The 15,701-nt window shown below is 53.0% G+C and carries 15 protein-coding genes; 7 read left to right on the forward strand and 8 right to left on the reverse strand.

Annotated elements, in window-relative coordinates; all coding sequences use genetic code 11:
* Positions 1-115 precede the first annotated feature (115 nt).
* Positions 116-880 (forward strand): cyclase family protein, encoded by a 765-nt coding sequence (locus tag ACP5PX_RS06015; RefSeq protein ID WP_428084966.1) that lies wholly within the window; start codon positions 116-118, stop codon positions 878-880.
* A 46-nt stretch (positions 881-926) separates the two neighbouring features.
* Here the strand turns inward: ACP5PX_RS06015 and ACP5PX_RS06020 are convergent, their stop codons facing one another.
* Both ACP5PX_RS06020 and ACP5PX_RS06025 read right to left on the reverse strand, forming a co-directional pair.
* Positions 927-1,307, reverse strand: coding sequence for a RidA family protein (locus ACP5PX_RS06020; RefSeq protein ID WP_428084968.1), 381 nt, complete (start codon positions 1,305-1,307; stop codon positions 927-929).
* 44 nt (positions 1,308-1,351) lie between these two features.
* Positions 1,352-2,830 (reverse strand): amidohydrolase family protein, encoded by a 1,479-nt coding sequence (locus ACP5PX_RS06025; protein ID WP_428084970.1) that lies wholly within the window; start codon positions 2,828-2,830, stop codon positions 1,352-1,354.
* A gap of 136 nt (positions 2,831-2,966) precedes the next feature.
* Here ACP5PX_RS06025 and ACP5PX_RS06030 point away from each other — a divergent pair, with 136 nt between their 5' ends.
* Together ACP5PX_RS06030 and ACP5PX_RS06035 are read left to right on the forward strand one after the other, a co-directional pair.
* Positions 2,967-3,683 carry a 4Fe-4S dicluster domain-containing protein gene (locus tag ACP5PX_RS06030; protein ID WP_428084972.1) on the forward strand — a complete coding sequence of 239 codons (717 nt, stop codon included), beginning with the start codon at positions 2,967-2,969 and terminating at the stop codon, positions 3,681-3,683.
* Between the two features lie 16 nt (positions 3,684-3,699).
* Positions 3,700-4,584 (forward strand): amidohydrolase family protein, encoded by an 885-nt coding sequence (locus tag ACP5PX_RS06035; RefSeq protein WP_428084974.1) that lies wholly within the window; start codon positions 3,700-3,702, stop codon positions 4,582-4,584.
* Between the two features lie 14 nt (positions 4,585-4,598).
* On the opposite strand, the gene ACP5PX_RS06040 is transcribed toward ACP5PX_RS06035, so the two are convergent.
* Positions 4,599-5,942 carry an amidohydrolase gene (locus tag ACP5PX_RS06040; protein ID WP_428084976.1) on the reverse strand — a complete coding sequence of 448 codons (1,344 nt, stop codon included), beginning with the start codon at positions 5,940-5,942 and terminating at the stop codon, positions 4,599-4,601.
* A 158-nt stretch (positions 5,943-6,100) separates the two neighbouring features.
* Here ACP5PX_RS06040 and ACP5PX_RS06045 point away from each other — a divergent pair, with 158 nt between their 5' ends.
* The 3 genes from ACP5PX_RS06045 to ACP5PX_RS06055 are packed head-to-tail and all read left to right on the forward strand — an operon-like array spanning position 6,101 to position 10,036.
* Positions 6,101-7,330, forward strand: coding sequence for an amidohydrolase family protein (locus ACP5PX_RS06045; protein WP_428084978.1), 1,230 nt, complete (start codon positions 6,101-6,103; stop codon positions 7,328-7,330).
* A 58-nt stretch (positions 7,331-7,388) separates the two neighbouring features.
* Positions 7,389-9,533, forward strand: a complete 2,145-nt coding sequence (locus tag ACP5PX_RS06050) for a molybdopterin-containing oxidoreductase family protein (protein WP_428084980.1) — start codon at positions 7,389-7,391, stop codon at positions 9,531-9,533.
* Between the two features lie 2 nt (positions 9,534-9,535).
* The gene (locus ACP5PX_RS06055; RefSeq protein ID WP_428084982.1) at positions 9,536-10,036 is read left to right on the forward strand and encodes a 4Fe-4S dicluster domain-containing protein; all 501 of its coding nucleotides are present in this window, start codon (positions 9,536-9,538) and stop codon (positions 10,034-10,036) included.
* A gap of 14 nt (positions 10,037-10,050) precedes the next feature.
* Here ACP5PX_RS06055 and ACP5PX_RS06060 read toward each other — a convergent pair whose 3' ends face one another.
* The 3 genes from ACP5PX_RS06060 to ACP5PX_RS06070 are packed head-to-tail and all read right to left on the reverse strand — an operon-like array spanning position 10,051 to position 13,041.
* The gene (locus tag ACP5PX_RS06060; protein ID WP_428084984.1) at positions 10,051-10,611 is read right to left on the reverse strand and encodes a DUF2284 domain-containing protein; all 561 of its coding nucleotides are present in this window, start codon (positions 10,609-10,611) and stop codon (positions 10,051-10,053) included.
* Between the two features lie 49 nt (positions 10,612-10,660).
* A complete protein-coding gene (locus ACP5PX_RS06065) occupies positions 10,661-12,034 on the reverse strand; it encodes a dihydroorotase (RefSeq protein WP_428084986.1) in 1,374 nt (457 codons plus the stop codon).
* Positions 12,031-13,041: an arginase family protein gene (locus ACP5PX_RS06070; protein WP_428084988.1), complete on the reverse strand. Its 1,011-nt coding sequence runs from the start codon at positions 13,039-13,041 to the stop codon at positions 12,031-12,033. The genes ACP5PX_RS06065 and ACP5PX_RS06070 overlap by 4 nt, the downstream gene beginning before the upstream one ends.
* Positions 13,042-13,145: 104 nt before the next feature.
* On the opposite strand from ACP5PX_RS06070, the gene ACP5PX_RS06075 reads away from it, so the two are divergent.
* Complete coding sequence (locus ACP5PX_RS06075) at positions 13,146-13,445, forward strand: MoaD/ThiS family protein (protein ID WP_428084990.1); 300 nt, start codon at positions 13,146-13,148, stop codon at positions 13,443-13,445.
* 7 nt (positions 13,446-13,452) lie between these two features.
* Here the strand turns inward: ACP5PX_RS06075 and ACP5PX_RS06080 are convergent, their stop codons facing one another.
* The gene (locus ACP5PX_RS06080; RefSeq protein ID WP_428084992.1) at positions 13,453-15,378 is read right to left on the reverse strand and encodes an aldehyde ferredoxin oxidoreductase family protein; all 1,926 of its coding nucleotides are present in this window, start codon (positions 15,376-15,378) and stop codon (positions 13,453-13,455) included.
* Positions 15,368-15,701, reverse strand: a 334-nt coding sequence (locus tag ACP5PX_RS06085) for a 4Fe-4S binding protein (protein ID WP_428084994.1), incomplete at its 5' end; no start/stop codon positions are given. The genes ACP5PX_RS06080 and ACP5PX_RS06085, both read right to left, overlap by 11 nt.

Consider the following 15,701-nt stretch of genomic DNA (forward strand, 5'->3'; position numbering starts at 1 on the left):
ACCCTAGCCGCCATAACACCGGTCTCAGGACAATTTTAAAAATTTAATGCAACAATGCACGATTTTGAAAATGTATATAAGCTTCTTAGATAAGTTGTATTCAAAAAGTGATTCTATGAAGAAAATGAAAGTGATTGACCTTACTCAACCCTGGGGAATGAATACACCGCCGTGGCCGGGAGGAAAGGCACCGACGATAAGGTATGTGAACATGATCTCCACCGACGGCTACAGCCAGCAAGAGATTACCTTCACCACCCACATCGGAACCCACCTCGACGGTCCGCTCCACTTTGATCCCAAGGGCCGGGATCTGGCCAGCCTGCCAATGGACAAGCTGGTGGGCGAGGGTGTTGTGGTGGATGTCAGCGAGGTTGGTCCCTACGGAATTTACACACCGAAACACATAACGAGCAAGGTTGACGTTAAGAAGGGCGACATCCTGATTATCCACACCGGCTTCCACAAATACTACGCCAACGCCGAGGAGCCCGACGAGATCACCTATTTTTACAAGCACCCGGGCCCGCACCGGGAGTTCCGGGACTGGGTGGCGGAGATGAAGTTCAAGTGGATCGGGGTCGACTGCGGTTCTGCCGATCACCCGATGAACACGGGACTTCAGAAGCTCAACCCGATTGTCGCCAAGGAAGCGGAGAAGAAGCTAGGGAAGCCCTTAAGCGAGATTTTCCCGCCTGAAATGGACCACATGATGCACCACACTTTGTTCAAGCAACCCTATGAAATCATCCATGTGGAGAACATCGGCGGGGATATTGACAAGGTACTGAATAAGCGGATGATAATCGGATGCTTCCCGCTCAAGACGATCGGCGGTGAGTCCACACCCTGCAGGGTTGTGGCCTTCCTCTTCGAGTGAGGAACAGAAAAAAGAGGTGGCAGCGCGGAGCTGCCACTTTTATTTTTTAGCGCAGCACGGCGATGCCGTCAATCTCGACCAAGAGTTCCTCCATGATGAGGCTCTTGACCGCAATCAGGGTACTGGCAGGAGGGTCTTTCTTGAAGTACTCCGACCTTATCTTTCGGAACTTGGCCAAGTTTTTGATATCGGTTAGATAGACCCTTATCTGCACTAGGTCGTCTAGGGTTCCACCTTCAGCGGCCAAGATGGCGCGTAGATTCTCGAAAACCTGTCGCACCTGTTTTTCAAAGTCACCCTTGCCCACGATTTCTCCCTTGGCATTCTCGGCTATTTGTCCCGAGATAAAGAGAAGGTTGCCCGCCCTGACCGCGGGTGAATATCCCGTGGGCTTGGGCAAACCTTCCGGGACCACTATCTTCTTCACTAACGATCCCCTTCCCGAAGGCATGTCTTTCTGTTTTTATAGGCTTACTCGCGCACCCACTTCAGTTCCCAGACTTCCGGCTTCTTCAGCCAAGGTGCAGTCGGGATAATTTTCTCGCCGAACTTCTGGACCTTGTCGATTACCTTTTCCTCGTCGACGGTCTTAACCACGCCCTTTTCCATGATTATCTTTCCGTTGACCATCACGGTGTCGCAGGAGTCACCCTTGCCGTTGTAGACGAAGCTGTTGATAACGTTCTCCTTGGTCACGGGCACCCAGTAAATTTTTCTGAGGTTCCACATGACGATGTCGGCTGCTTTTCCAACCTCAAGCGATCCGATTTCCTTGTCCCATTTCAGCGCCTTGGCACCGTTCACCGTCGCCATCTCTAGGGCCTTGGGGCTGGGATCGGCGGTTTTCAGCATGAACAGGTCGGGGTCCGGGAATATCATCGGGTGCCAGGCTTCCGCGTGTCCGACTGATACTGTCCAGATGTCCCGGACTAGGTCGTGTGCGGTCCCGGTGCTTGACTCGTCGTTGCCGAGCGCCACATTTATCCCCATCTTGACCATTATGGGGAACTTTCCTCGCATCGAGACGGCGGAGTAAACGCCGTGCATGCTAGATCCCGGGACGTGGACGACGTTGGAGTTAGTCTCCTTCAGCATCAGCAGTTCGCCGCCGTCAACCCAGGCCATGTGAGCAGCCATGAAATCCGGCCCGAGAACCCCTTGGTCGTAAAGATATTCGATGTCCCTGCGCCCGAATCTCTTGCGGGTCATCTCAACCATGTCGTGGGAAACCCCGGCGTGAGTAAGTATGCCTGAATCATACTTGTTCGCCAGTTCTCTCGTCGCTTTACAAAGCTCAGGTGACACATTACACACTTGCTGGAGATCCATCCAAGCCTTGATTCGGCCATCGGCGGCGCCATGGTATTTCTTTATGAACTCCTCACTGCGCCGGATGCACTGGTCGGTGGTTTCTCTCAACCTGCTGCATAGTTCGGTGAAGGCGTCGTAGGAGGCGTAGGATGATTTGGTTGCCTCGTGGATGTCCATCAGGTCCCTGCCCAGCACCGCGCGAACGCCGACATCGGTCACGGCCTTGGCAGCCGACTCCTCCATGGTCTGAATGGTGCCACAGTCGCAGAAGGTCGTGGTTCCGGTCTTGAGCCCCTCGATTAGGTTCTTAACCGCCGCGTAGTAGTAGTTCTCCTTGGTCAGATTCATATAGGTCCAGGAGAAATATCGTTCGCACCAAGGCACTACCGGAACGTCGTCTAGCATGCTCTTGTCGTAGGCAGATTCCAAATGGATGTGTCCGTTGATCAGGCCTGGCGTCACAAGGTAATTCTTGGCATCGATTACTCGGTCCGCCCTATATTTTCTTTTCAGCGCCGCCGTGTCACCGATGTCGATGATTTTTCCATCGTCAACGGCAATGGCGGCATTCTCAAGAAGTCTTCTCTTCGAGTCCATGGTAAGGACAAATCTCGCATTTGCGATAAGGGTATCCACCATGTGTCTCATTATGCTTAAGAGGCGGCGGTTAAAAAGATTTTTGGTAATAACTTTGTTATTCTTTCCGAAAAGCGGCGACAAAATTAATTTTTGTTCAACATTTTGTCTTATATTTGAATAAAAACAACAATTTGTGATGTTAAATAAAACTAAAATCCGAAATTTGGCCCGGAAGTTTGGCGCGGATCTGGTCGGTTTTGGACCCGCCGATGCGATGGATGAAGCCCCCGCAGGACATCGGGCGAGGGACTTTCTCCCTAATGCCGGAACCGTGATTTCGCTGGCGGCGCGCATAAATTATTCTGTCGTTGAGGGTCTTCCACAGACGAGGTGCGAATATATCAGCGCCAATGACAGTTCCCGCTCCTTGCTCAACGGTGCCATCTGTAGGATCGCGAGATACCTTGAGGAAGAGGGTTATTCGGCAATACCTTTTCTCCAAGGAACGGATTACAAAGTGCTGGCGGGGGACCTCTCCTTGAAACATGCGGCGGTTGCGGCCGGTCTGGGCGAGTTCGGCCTCAATAACCTTCTGCTGACGCCCCAGTTCGGGCCTAGAGTGCTCTTGGGCGCGGTAGTTACAGATGCCTTGATTCCCGCGGACCCACCGTTAAAGAAACAGCTTTGTGATCTCTGTGGGGCCTGCCTAAAAGCCTGCCCCGTCGGTGCGATATGGGAATCCGAGGAATACGACAGGAAGAAGGGATGGACTATAGACAAGCACAAGTGCTTTCATTATCTGCGCGAAGTTTTGGAACCGGACTACGGCCATTACAGTTGCGGACTGTGCATCAAGGCCTGTCACGTTGGAAAGGCGAAAGTTGTTAGGGGCAGGCAGCTGAGGTTAAAGTGATGGAGTAGCGGATGCGATGATCGTAGATGTGCACGTTCATTTGGGTGAACTAGGCAAGCACTTTCAGAAGTGGTGGATGGACGAGCTTTACCGCGGTTTTCCAAACGTTCCGGATAAGAACGTGAGATACAGGGAGGATCCGATTGCGGGGCTGATTGAGGATTTGGACTCTGCCGGAGTCGATGTCGCCTGCGTCATGGCCAGCGACCACCGGAGGCCCTATCCTTACGGCACGGGTTCGAGCTATACTCCAAATGATTACGTGGCTGAGTGCGTTCGCAGGCACCCGGATCGGTTCGTCGGCGTGTGCAACGTTGACCCGCTGAGGGACCCGCATGAGGCTAGGAGGGAGATGGAGAAGTGCGTCCGGGATTGGGACATGCGTGCCCTGAAGCTTTACCCAACCTACGACCACTTTGACCCCCGGGATGAGCGGGTCTTTCCCATCTATGAAAAGGTCATCGAGCTCGAGATACCGGTCCATTTCCATATGGGCTACACCGGCACCGTCAATGCCCCAATGAAGTACCAGTTTCCCCACCTGCTTGATGAGGTGGGAATAAGGTTCCCGGAGATGAAGGTGATCGTCGCCCACATGGGGTTCCCCTGGGTTGACGAGTGCCTCTGCCTGCTGATGAAGCACCGCCACTGGTACGCCGATATCGCCTACTGGGGAGCCTTCCCGCCGACGTTTTTGATCGAGATGATGAAAAAGTTTGATTACATGTGCGGCTATCACCGGCTCCTCTACGGTTCGGAGAATCCTTGGAAGGCGACCTTTACGAAGACGTTCATGGGCCTGAACCGGATAGCCGAGGAAGAGGGGATTAAGTTCAGGATAAGTGATGAGGATTTAAAGAAGATCCTGGGGGAAAATGCAAGGAAGCTCTACCGGATTTAGCTGGGTTGCCAATATTATTTTTTCTTCGGCTGGTACTGCTTTCTTCTCTCCAGTACCTCAGGGGTAATCCTCGTCGCTAGGTCGATGATCTTCTGCTCATCGACGTTTTTCAGGACGCGGTTTTCCATCACGATCTTGCCATCGACAAAGACTGTTTCCACGTCGTCACCGTGGCAGGCGTAGACAAGATGAGAAACCGCATTGAAAAATTCACCAAAAAGGACAGGGGTTGTGCGCAGCTTGTTCAGGTCTACGAGGATCAGGTCCGCCTTTTTGCCCACTTCCAAGGAGCCGATTTCCCTCTCCCAGCCCAGCGACTGTGCGCCCTTGATGGTGGCCATCTCCAGCACCTGATAGGCCGGAAGCACGGTGGCATCCAGCTTGGTTACCTTTTGCAGCAGCGAGGCGAACTTCATAACCTCGAACATATCAGCAGTGTTGTTTTCCTTTAGGCCGTCTGTCCCCAAGCTTACGTTCGCCCCGTACTTCATCAACTCCGGCACCGGGCAGACCCCGTCGGCAAGCTTCTGGTTGCTCACGGCACAGTGAGCGACGTTGGTTCTGGTTTGGCCCAGCAACTGTCTTTCTTTTTCAGTTAACCAGCAGGCGTGGGCGATCAGCGTGTTTTTACCCAGCAGGCCGAAGTCAGCGAAGGCCTCGATTGGGTGCTTTCCGAACCTCTTCATCGCCAGTTCCCACTCATCCTTTACCTCGTTGGAGTGAATGTGGATGCCCGTGTGGTATTTCTTTGCTCCTTCAACAACTTTGTGGATGTGGTCGTCCGAGCTGTAAAAGGCCCACTCCATACCGAACCAGACCCGCACCCGGCCTTGAGCATATCCATTTCTGGATCGGACCAGTTTTTCGTTATCTTCAAAAGATTCGTATTTTTGGGTAGGTGAATCGGCAGCCATGGGTGCCAGAACAGCACGGAGGCCGATTTCCCTCACAGCGTCGGCACAGCGATGCATATATCGAAACATGTCGGCCACGCAAGTCGTCCCTGACTTCAGGGCCTCCGCGTAGGTCAGCATGGCGGCGGCATGGGCTATGTCGGGAGTCACGACCCAGTGCCAAGGTGCGATGTAATAGTCCAGCCACTCTATCAGCGGCAGGTCGTCCGCGGTGCCCCGGATCAGATCCGAGTGAATGTGGGTGTTTATCAGGCCGGGGATGACGGCCTTCTTCTTAGCGTCAATTACTCGGTCCACCTTGTATCGCTTCTTCACCACGTCATGCGTCTTTCCTAAATCAATTATTCTGTCGTCCTTGATGACCACGGCGCCGTCTTCAAAAATTCTCCGGCGTTTGTCTACGGTTATTACAATTCCGTTTTTTATCAGCGTTGTTTCGGACAAGCCATCAACCCGCGAAATTTTCAACCATCAATCTAATTTCTGCTCTTTTATCATTTCTCCTAGGATTAGAGTTTTAAACGTGGCGCGAGAGGGCTCATAAAAGTTTAATAGCTTTTGGTGTCCATCTTTACAAAGAGGTGGATGCTATTAGCGAAATTTTGGCAATTGAGAATATAGGCAAGTTAGTTTCTGGAGACATAGACCAACCCATCTTGGAAGCCGACACGGTTTTGATTAAAGATGGGAAAATAGCGGAAATTGGCTGGAAGGGAGAGGTCGACGTAGAGGCGGCCAAGACGCGCATCGACGCCATGGGCGAGGTGGTGACGCCGGGCTTCATCGACCCGCATACGCATATGGTCATCGGCGACTGGACTCCCATCCAGAAGGCGATCGGCTGGATGGAGGGCGCCCTTTTGGCGGGTGTGACGACGATGATTTCGCAGGGTGAAAACAATATCGGCGGGCTGCCGATGGACCCAGCGGGCAACAAGGCTTTGGCAATCTTGGCCGCGAAGACCTACAAGAAGTACCGCCCCGGTGGTGCGCTGAAGGTTCACGGCGGCGCGCTGATGCTGGTTGAAGGCCTGACTGAACGGGACTTTAAAGAGATGGCCGAGGCAGGAGTCTGGTTAATCGCCGAGATAGGCGGCTGTGGACTCTACAAGCCCAAAGATGTGGTGCCGATGGTAACTTGGGCGAGGAAATACGGCTTCAAGGTCTCGGCCCATCTGGGCCCAGTCTCAATCCCGCTTTCCGCACCCCTGATGGCGGATGAGATTATTGAGATCAATCCAGATTTGGCCGTGCATGTGAACGGAGGATCGACTTCAGTCCCCTTCACCGAGGTGAAAAAGCTCGTTGACGATGCCGACTTCCACTTAGAGGCGGTTTTCAACGGAAACCCCAAGGCGGCCGTGGAAATGGTGGATTACATGAGAAAGAAGGATGCGCTGAGCAGACTTGTCATAGGTTCCGACACACCCACGGGCAACGGCATGATCCCTGTGGCAATCCTGAGGATGGTGGTGCAGATAGCTTCTCTGAACCAGTTGCCGGCCGCCGAGGTCATCGCCGCGGCCACGGGAAACACCGCCGACACCTTTGGACTGAATGTGGGCAAAATCGAGGTCGGCCGGGAAGCAGATATAATCATCCTGGATCGGCCGGCCGGTTCTCAGGGTCGCGACGCTCTGGAGGCGATAGAGATAGGCGATATCCCTGGGACGACATTGATCATGGTCGACGGCCAGATAGTTGCCCTCAGAGGCCGGGACACCAGGCAAACGGCGGGTTGCGTTAAGATAAATGGTGTGGAAAGGAGAATAACCACGATGGAGGATTATCTCTGGGGACCGTGGAAGTTCGCCGTCGACCGGTTGATCTAAACACGGAGCGACTGCGCAAGCTATAAATTAAATGGGGCTTCAGAAAAGTTGTGATGGAATGGCAGAAGTGAAGAGAACCATTTGTATGGGTTGTCACTGCGAGTGTGGTGTGTTAGTAACAGTTGAAAACGGAAAAGTGACCAAGATAATCGGTGATCCCGACCACCCCCAGAACGAGGGAGCGATTTGCGTTCGGGGGATGTCCTACCAGCAGCTGTTATACCATCCTGACCGGTTGCGCTACCCGATGGAGCGGCAGCCCAACGGGGAGTGGAAGAGAATCTCTTGGGACGAAGCGATGGAAAAGATCGCCCGGAAGTTCAAGGAGCTGATTGATAAGTATGGTCCGGATTCCTTGGCCTTTGTCTTCTGCGATGGCGACCGGGACAACATCCTCTTCAACGTAGACTGGCTCACGGCTATCCAGAGCCCTCATCTGATAGGAACCGATGCTCAGTACTGCATTCGGCCCAACTGGATTGCCGACGGTGTTACCTTCGGCCAGGCGCTGACGTGGGAGAAGGGTCCGGATTACAAGAACAGCAAGTGCATACTAATCTGGGGTGGAAACCCGCTTGAGACCCACCTCGGTTCGAAGGGGCAGGAGATCCTTCAGGCGAAATATAACAAGGGAGCCAAACTCATCGTCGTTGATCCGCGCTTCACCAACCTAGCTTCCAAAGCCGACATCTGGCTCCAGGTGAGACCGGCTACTGACGCCGCGCTGGCGCTAGGGATGCTTAACGTTATCATCAACGAAGGGCTGTACGACAAAGAGTTCGTCGCTGAGTGGACAGTAGGCTTCGATAAACTGAGGGAAAGAGTTCAGGAATATCCACCTGACAAAGTTGCTGAAATCACTTGGGTGCCCGAGGAGAAGATCAAGGAGGCGGCTAGAATGTACGCCACCAATAAACCGGCCTCCGTGCACCACCGGATGGGCGTTACTATGAACACCAACGGACTTCACACTTGCAGGGCCGTTGACATGCTGATAGCCGTCACCGGCAACTTGGATATACCTGGCGGCAACCTGCTGCCTTTCCCCTCACCAACCAGCAAGGTCAGGTCGGCCTATGTGGAGTTTCCCAAGCTCTACGCGGAAAGACTACCCAAAGAGGTGAAGCAGAAGAGGTACGGGGTTAAGGAATTCCCCTTTGGTTATGATAAGGCCAACCCCTGGAACGATTCCCACCCAGTCCTCGCCTTTGATTCGATTCCTCAGGGGGGGATAAGGGGCATGTTCATCGTCAACGACCCCGTGATGGGCATGCAGGGCAGCAAGCAGACGGCCAAGGACCTCGAACACTTGGAGTTCCTCGTGGTGATGGACTTTTGGATGACCCCAACCGCCAGCTTCGCCAACATCGTCTTGCCGGCCGCGACCTGGCTGGAGAGGGACTTGGTCCATGAGCTGCACTATCCCAGCTATGTTGGCGTGGCCCCAAAGGTGATCGACCCGCTCCCCGAGTGCCGCGACGAGAGGGAGGTTTCAATAGAATTGAGAAAGAGGTTAGGTCTGAAGAGCGCCTATCCGGTAGAAAGCGTGAAGGAATGGAACGATTATCGCCTGGAGAAACTCGGGGTGACCTTTGATGAATTTTATCAGAAATACGGCACGGTGCTGATGTTCCCGTTTGAGACCCAGAAGTACAAGAAGTTCAGAAAGTTCCCAGGAACCCCAAGCGGAAAGGTTGAACTTTACTCCAAGACGCTGGAGGAAAATGGAATCGACCCGCTTCCCCACTATGAGGAGCCGCCCGTTGGTCCGGTCACCACCCCCGAGCTGATGGAGGAGTATTCCTTCATCTTCATCTCCGGAAGCAGAAAGGTGCTCTACTTCCACGGTTACGGGAGGCAGCTGCCCTGGCTTCGCGAGATACAGCCCGACCCCGAGGTGGAGATAAACCCCGAGGCGGCGGAGAAACTGGGGATCAAGGACGGTGACTGGGTCTGGATCGAGACACCGCAGGCCAAGGGGGAGCGCGTGAAGTTTCGGGCCAGATTGACGTGGGGAATTCACCCCAAAGTGGTCAACGCCGATTCCCACTGGTGGTTCCCGGAGCGGAAGGACGACCCACATCGGGCTTGTTTCGAGTCCAACGTTAACGTGGTGGTGCCCAGATATCCGCCCTACGACCCGGTGTTTGGCTGCCCAATCATTCGCGGGGCCATCTGCAAGATAACAAAGGTGGAGGAGTAAAAATGGCAAAATACAAACTACAGGCCGATGTTAAAAAATGCATCGGTTGCCACTCTTGTGAGATTGCCTGTAAGCAGGAGTTTAATCTTCCCGTGGGGCCGATGCCCATTCGTGTTGTTAAAATTGGTCCTAGGAAGACCAACGGCGGACTGAGGACGGACTATGTTCCAATTTTTTGCAAACACTGTGAGGATGCCCCTTGCATCAAGGCCTGTCCCGAGCACGCGCTGTACAAGAGGCCTGACGGAATCGTGATGGTGGATAAGGAGAAATGCATCGGCTGCCAGCTGTGCATCGATGTCTGCCCAATAAACGCGCCTCAGTTTAATCCCGAGCTTGGGAAGATTGAACTTTGCAATCTCTGTGCCCACAGAATTGATAAAGGTGAGAAGCCGCTCTGTGTTCTGGTCTGCCCGGCCAGATGTCTTTACTTCGGCGAAACAACGGAGATTAACAAGAAGATGCAGGAGATAAAAGTAAAGGACATCCTTAACTCAAGATAACTAGTTCAGTCGGTTCATTCCAACAAAAGCAACACGAAGCACTTGTAGTTTTCACCATCTTTGACAACGTTGATATTAAACCCCGCCTTTCGTGCTGTCTGGTAGACATCGATTCCAACGGCTTCCATGGACGGCCTGGCCTTCCGCGGATACTTGCAGTCCGCCTTGCTTAGCATTCTGCGGTCCTCCGCTTTCTCCGCCACGCAGGGATTACAGTACCTGCAGGGCCCAGCAACGAGAATCAGTGCCCGATAGTAACCGCTCAGGAAAGCCTCACGCTCTAACTCTATGCCTTTTTCGTGAACTTGGTGCAAGTCCTCCTTGTCTTTTAGATTAATGAACTCAATAAGCAAAGCCCGGCGGTAGCTTTTCAACCACTTTCTGGTTTCCTCAGGTGTAGGCGTGTAAGGCGGGCAGGTAAGTCGGAGCCCGTACATTCCGCAGCCGTACTGACATTTTATTCGCACGTAGTCCTCGACAAAGACATCGTCGGTTGAGATAATTTTAGCGGAGTTGGCTCCAACTTTCCTTGCCTTTTCGATTAACACCTGTAATCGGTCTTGAATGTCTGCCATATGAAACCGACCCGCTGCTAAAAATCATCATCGACCCTTGATAAAAAAGTTATCCCGAGGAATGGGGCGTTTTCTGCCGAGGACAGAGTTTTCCGAAACCTTCTTGGCTCCAAGCGCTTCCGTCTTTCGACACTATTTTTCCCCGAACCATGGTCAGCTTGGGAACCCCTTTGACCATAAATCCTTCAAACGGAGTCCAGTCGGCTCTTTGGTGCAATTTCTCCGCCTTTATCACCATCTCATCTTTTAGGTCTATTATCGTCAGATCGGCGTCAGACCCTGGTCGGAGAGTTCCCTTAGCCGGGTAAAGGCCGAATACCCTCGCTGGTTGGGTGGAGATCACCTCAACCAACCTTCCCAATGGTATTTTTCTCCGGTGATAGCCCTCGCTGATCGTCAGCATTACTCTGGTTTCAACACCCGGGACTCCTGCCTCGACTTCCCAGATGTTATTCCAGCCACTTTCCTTCTCAACCTGCAGCGGTGCGTAGTGGTCTGTGACCAGAATGTCCAGAACACCATCGGCCAGCGCCTTCCAGAGCGCTTCAGAATCGGCCTTGGTCCGCAGCGGCGGGTTGACCTGAAGATAAGGGCCGAATTTCTTCAGATCTTCTTGATTGAAAAGAAGATAGTGCGGGCAGGTTTCCCCGGATACCGACAGTCCCGCTTTTTTAGCTTCCCTGATTAACCCCGCCCCGCGTTCGGAGGATATATGGAATACGTGAAGCGGTGCACCGGTTGTTGAGGCCAAAAGTATGGCTCGGGATATGGCCTCGACCTCGGCGATGGTGGGCCGGGATAGCGCGTGGGCAGTTGGGTCACTTCTTCCCAGTTTCTTGAGTTCCCTTAATCTGTGGAGTATGATGCTTTCATTCTCGGCGTGAACCGTGGCCAAGGATTGAGCTTCTCTAATTTTTCTGAAGGAATCTAGCATGACGCCGGTTTCCAGCGGGGACAGTCCGTCTGGGTTGGCCATGAAGTGTTTGAAGGACACCGCACCCATTTTTGCAACTTGGGGAATTTCCTCGATGTGCTCTTCCAAACAAACCGCGGCGTGAAGGGCAAAGTCGGCCGCGCACATTTTTTCACCTGCAGACTTCATCAGGGTGAACGTTTTGACGAGGCTTTCTTTGCCGGGTATCGCAAAATCTATAACCGTCGTCGTTCCTCCAATGGCGGCCGCTTTGGTGCCGTTGGCAAAGTCCTCCCGGTGCAGGTAACCGGGCACGTGTAGATGGACATGAGCGTCTATGGCGCCAGGAATTATTATGTTGCCACTGGCGTCGATTTTTTCATCAGCTGCCGGAAGGTTGGGCTCCTTAGCTATCGAAACGATCTTGCCGGCTTCGATGGCTAGGCCTGCTTCAAGGAAAAAACCGCGGCTGAAGATTTTTCCGTTAGTGACGACGGTCTCGGCCTTCATCGAGGCAACCTCTTAGACGACGCCACTCCCGCGAGCAGATAGAGTATGGTCCAAGTCGTGATCCAGTAAAGCGGCCACGCTGGCAATTGGTAGGGTTGCCAAGCCGGGGTCGGAATCCATTCCACGTTGAAGGCCGTCACCATGTTTTTACCCACACGGTAAGCGATCTTGAGCAGTTCGGACGTGGTTATTCCGAGCGGTTCGTCCAGCCCCGGAGCGGCCCCGAGATCTAAGACATCTAAATCTAGGTTAAGGAAGAGGTGGTCCGTATCGGTCTTCGCTTTTGTTATGGCCTCTTCAGCAATTTCTTCGATCCCCCTTCTCTCAATTTCGGCAGAGGTATACACAGTCGCTCCTTTCTGCCGATACCATTTCATCTGTTCCTTGAAGTTCCTCGGACCCCTCATTCCGATTTGGACGAAATTTTTCATGTTCATTCCTGCAATCTCGGATACCCGAGTCACCCAGCAGGCGAGAGACCACCTGTCGCCTTCATGAACTTCCATGTTGTCGGCGTGCGCGTCCAGATGAATGATGCCCAGCTTCCCGCCCATTCCGCAGATGGATTTCGCGACGAGGTAAGGGTGCGCCCCGATGGTCAGCGGTATACATCTAGCTTCTAAAATTTCGGAAATTTTCTTCGCCGCAAGTTTAAAGTAATCACTTATTTTTTCTTGACATGAGGGATAAAATCCGGTCACGTCGCCGCAGTCGACAAGATTTATTCGGTCGAGTACATCGATATCGAGTTCGGGCAGGTAGCCTCCGTATTTTATCGATGCTTTTCTCAGCCGCACGGTGTCCAGCATGTTTATGCCGACTTCTCTCCCGACCAACATTTCGGCGCCTTGAGACGGCAGGCCCAAAAAGGCGGCGTCAGTCCCCTTCAGCTCACCTTTTTCCTTCACCGCAGGCGCACCGAGGAAGGTGGGGACATCACCGTAAATGGTCGGGATGAGAATCTTTTGAAATTTTTCCATGGATTTCCTGTACTTGGTTTTGCTCACAGGACCACGCTTTATCTTTTGGCGGTCATCCTAAAAATTTTCACATTTAAGCCGAAAGTTTAAACCTAACTTAGTTGAATTTGTCTTCTGGAGGAGGTAGTTATATGCGCCAGATAGAGGTGTCGGTGGTTTACCTTTCCTTTTTCCAGGAGATCACTAAAACGAGAGAGGAGAAACTGAAGGTTCAGGAGGGGGCAACGTTGAGGGACCTTCTGGAACTTCTGTGCGCCAAACACGGCGAAAGCTTCAGGAAGGCCCTTTTTGACCCAAAGACCGGCGCCGTCTACGGTCACAACCACATAACCCTGAACGGGCGACTGGCTCATCTCGTGGATAAAAACTTCAGAGTTAACTTAGGTGAGGGAGATCGGGTGGCTCTCGCCCACGCGGTTTCGGGGGGCTAGTTTCAGCTCAATATGGAAGTTTGCCCAGCTTTTCCAGCTCATCGGCCACGTAATCTAAGCCTAGTTCTGCCAGTTTCTTCCTCGGGATAAGTCCTGTTCTCTGGTCCCATCCTCTTAAATAGTAGTATTCCTCCAGCATCTTGTCCAGTTCCACAACGTGTCCTTTGTTTACCCCTTCGGGTGCCGGTGTTTTTGTAAATCTGTCGGGCAGGGTGTCGTCCTTTTTGTTCAGCCCCTCCCGGATATTGAAGGCCCTTTGGAGGTTAACTATCCTCTCGCCGGCTCTTCTCAAATCGTTCCCGGTTACCTTCATGCCCGTGGCCAGCCGCAAAATCTTGGCCATGTCCTCGAAATAGATCTGTCCGGTGTAAAGCGGCAGGCAGGTGCCGGAACTTTTGCAAAGCGATAGGCTGTCGCAGAGGACGCAGAGTTCTTCGCCATCCTTTACCTCGTAGGCCTTGTACTTGGGGCTCAGCGGTTGTGCCATCTCGGGAAGATATTCTTCACCGAACCGCGCTTTGATTGGCTCCTCCCTGCCGACCTCGTCCAATAACGGGAAGGCCTTGAGGTGGTCGGCACCGCGGCTGGCGACCGCTTGGGCCAGCCCCATGGATTTCTGGGCCCTGCCGTCTTGGGCCGGGATTTCCATTTTTTTCACAGTCATCAGATATTTTTCCGAACCCCGACCGATTAATTGCGCCGCCCGATAGCTGCCTTCAGCCAATATGGCGCCAAACCCTTCCCTCCGGGCAATTTTAGGAATCAAGTTTAACAACGCCTCGTGGTTGCCCCAGTTCAGCTCAATGCCATCCGTGTCCTGCTTGGTCAGTATGCCCTTCTCGTAGCATTCCATGGACCAGGAGATGGTTCCTCCGGTAGAGATAGTGTCTAGGCCCAGCTCATCGCAGAGTTCGTTAGCATAGATAATCGCGTCCAAGTTTTTAATCCACAGTCGGGCTCCCAACGCCGAAAGGGTCTCGTACTCGGGCTGTTTAGCATAGGTTCCGGCGTAGGGTTGATTTTTAACTCGGACTGGCTTTTCGCAGGTGGCCCAGCAACCGAAGCCCCCTCGGTCCTTTATCCGGTACTCACTTCTGATCCTTTCTCCGCCTATTTCTTTGGCGAAGGGAAAGACTCCGGTTTGAAAATTCTTTACGGGCCACCGAGCGATTTCGTTCATCAGCTCCACGAGAATCGGGGTGCCAAACTTAATCCGGTCAAGGATGTAAAAGTCCTTTTTATAAACTTCGATTATCTTTTCCATGAATTCATAAAACGCGCCGGGGTTTTCGGTTTTTACGTCGTTCGTGCCCTTCACCGCCACCGCCTTCAAGTTCTTGGATCCCATCACTGCGCCTAGGCCGCAACGAGCCGCGGCCCTCCTCTGGCTGATGATTGAGGCATATCTGACCAGATTTTCGCCCGCAGGCCCGCAGCTGGCGACTTGAATTCTGTGTTCACCGAGGTCCTTTCTAATCATCTCCTCGGTTTCACCAGTGGTTTTGCCCCAGAGGTCGCTAGCGTCCATAATCTTGACGCTGCTGTTGTTAATCCAAAGATATACTGGCTTGCTGGCCCTGCCTTCAAAGACGATGGCGTCATAACCGGCGAACTTTAATTCCGGGCCCCAGTGTCCGCAGCAGCTGGAATCGCCGTAGATTCCGGTGAGCGGGGATTTGGCACCGACCTCAAATCTGCAGCTGACCGGCCAGCCGGTGCCGCAGAGAGGACCCACGGCGAAGATAAGCCGGTTTTTTGGAGACAGTGGGGCAGTCTCCGGGCCGACTTCATCCCACAAAATTTTGGTGATGAAACCCGCGCCACCAAGAAAGTCTTCGGCCAGCTTGGCGTCCAAAGGCTGTTTGGTGACCACGCCTTCGGTCAGATTTACCCGAATAATCTTCCCGGCATAGGCTTGATATTTAAAGTCCATTTATTTCCTCCATTATCTCCTTCAATCTTTTCGAGTGTTTCATCCCAATTTCATAGGCGATTTCGTTAGGATCGGCTAATTTCAGTTTTCCCGTAGGGCAGTGTCTCACGCAGTTACCACATTGATCGCATTTTATCGCCGTCCTCTTTTCCGGGTGCAGCCAGATGGCGCCGAAGGGACACTCTTGAACGCAGACACCACAGCCGATACATTTTTGATAATTGACCGCCCACACCCAGCCCTTTCTCTCGATAGCCTCCACGGGGCAGCTTTGGGCGCAGGGCGCGTTTTCACATTGCCGGCAGACTATCGGACCGTCATAG

Source organism: Hadarchaeum sp. (SeqCode), assembly GCF_049969415.1.
Classification (GTDB): Archaea; Hadarchaeota; Hadarchaeia; order Hadarchaeales; family Hadarchaeaceae; genus Hadarchaeum.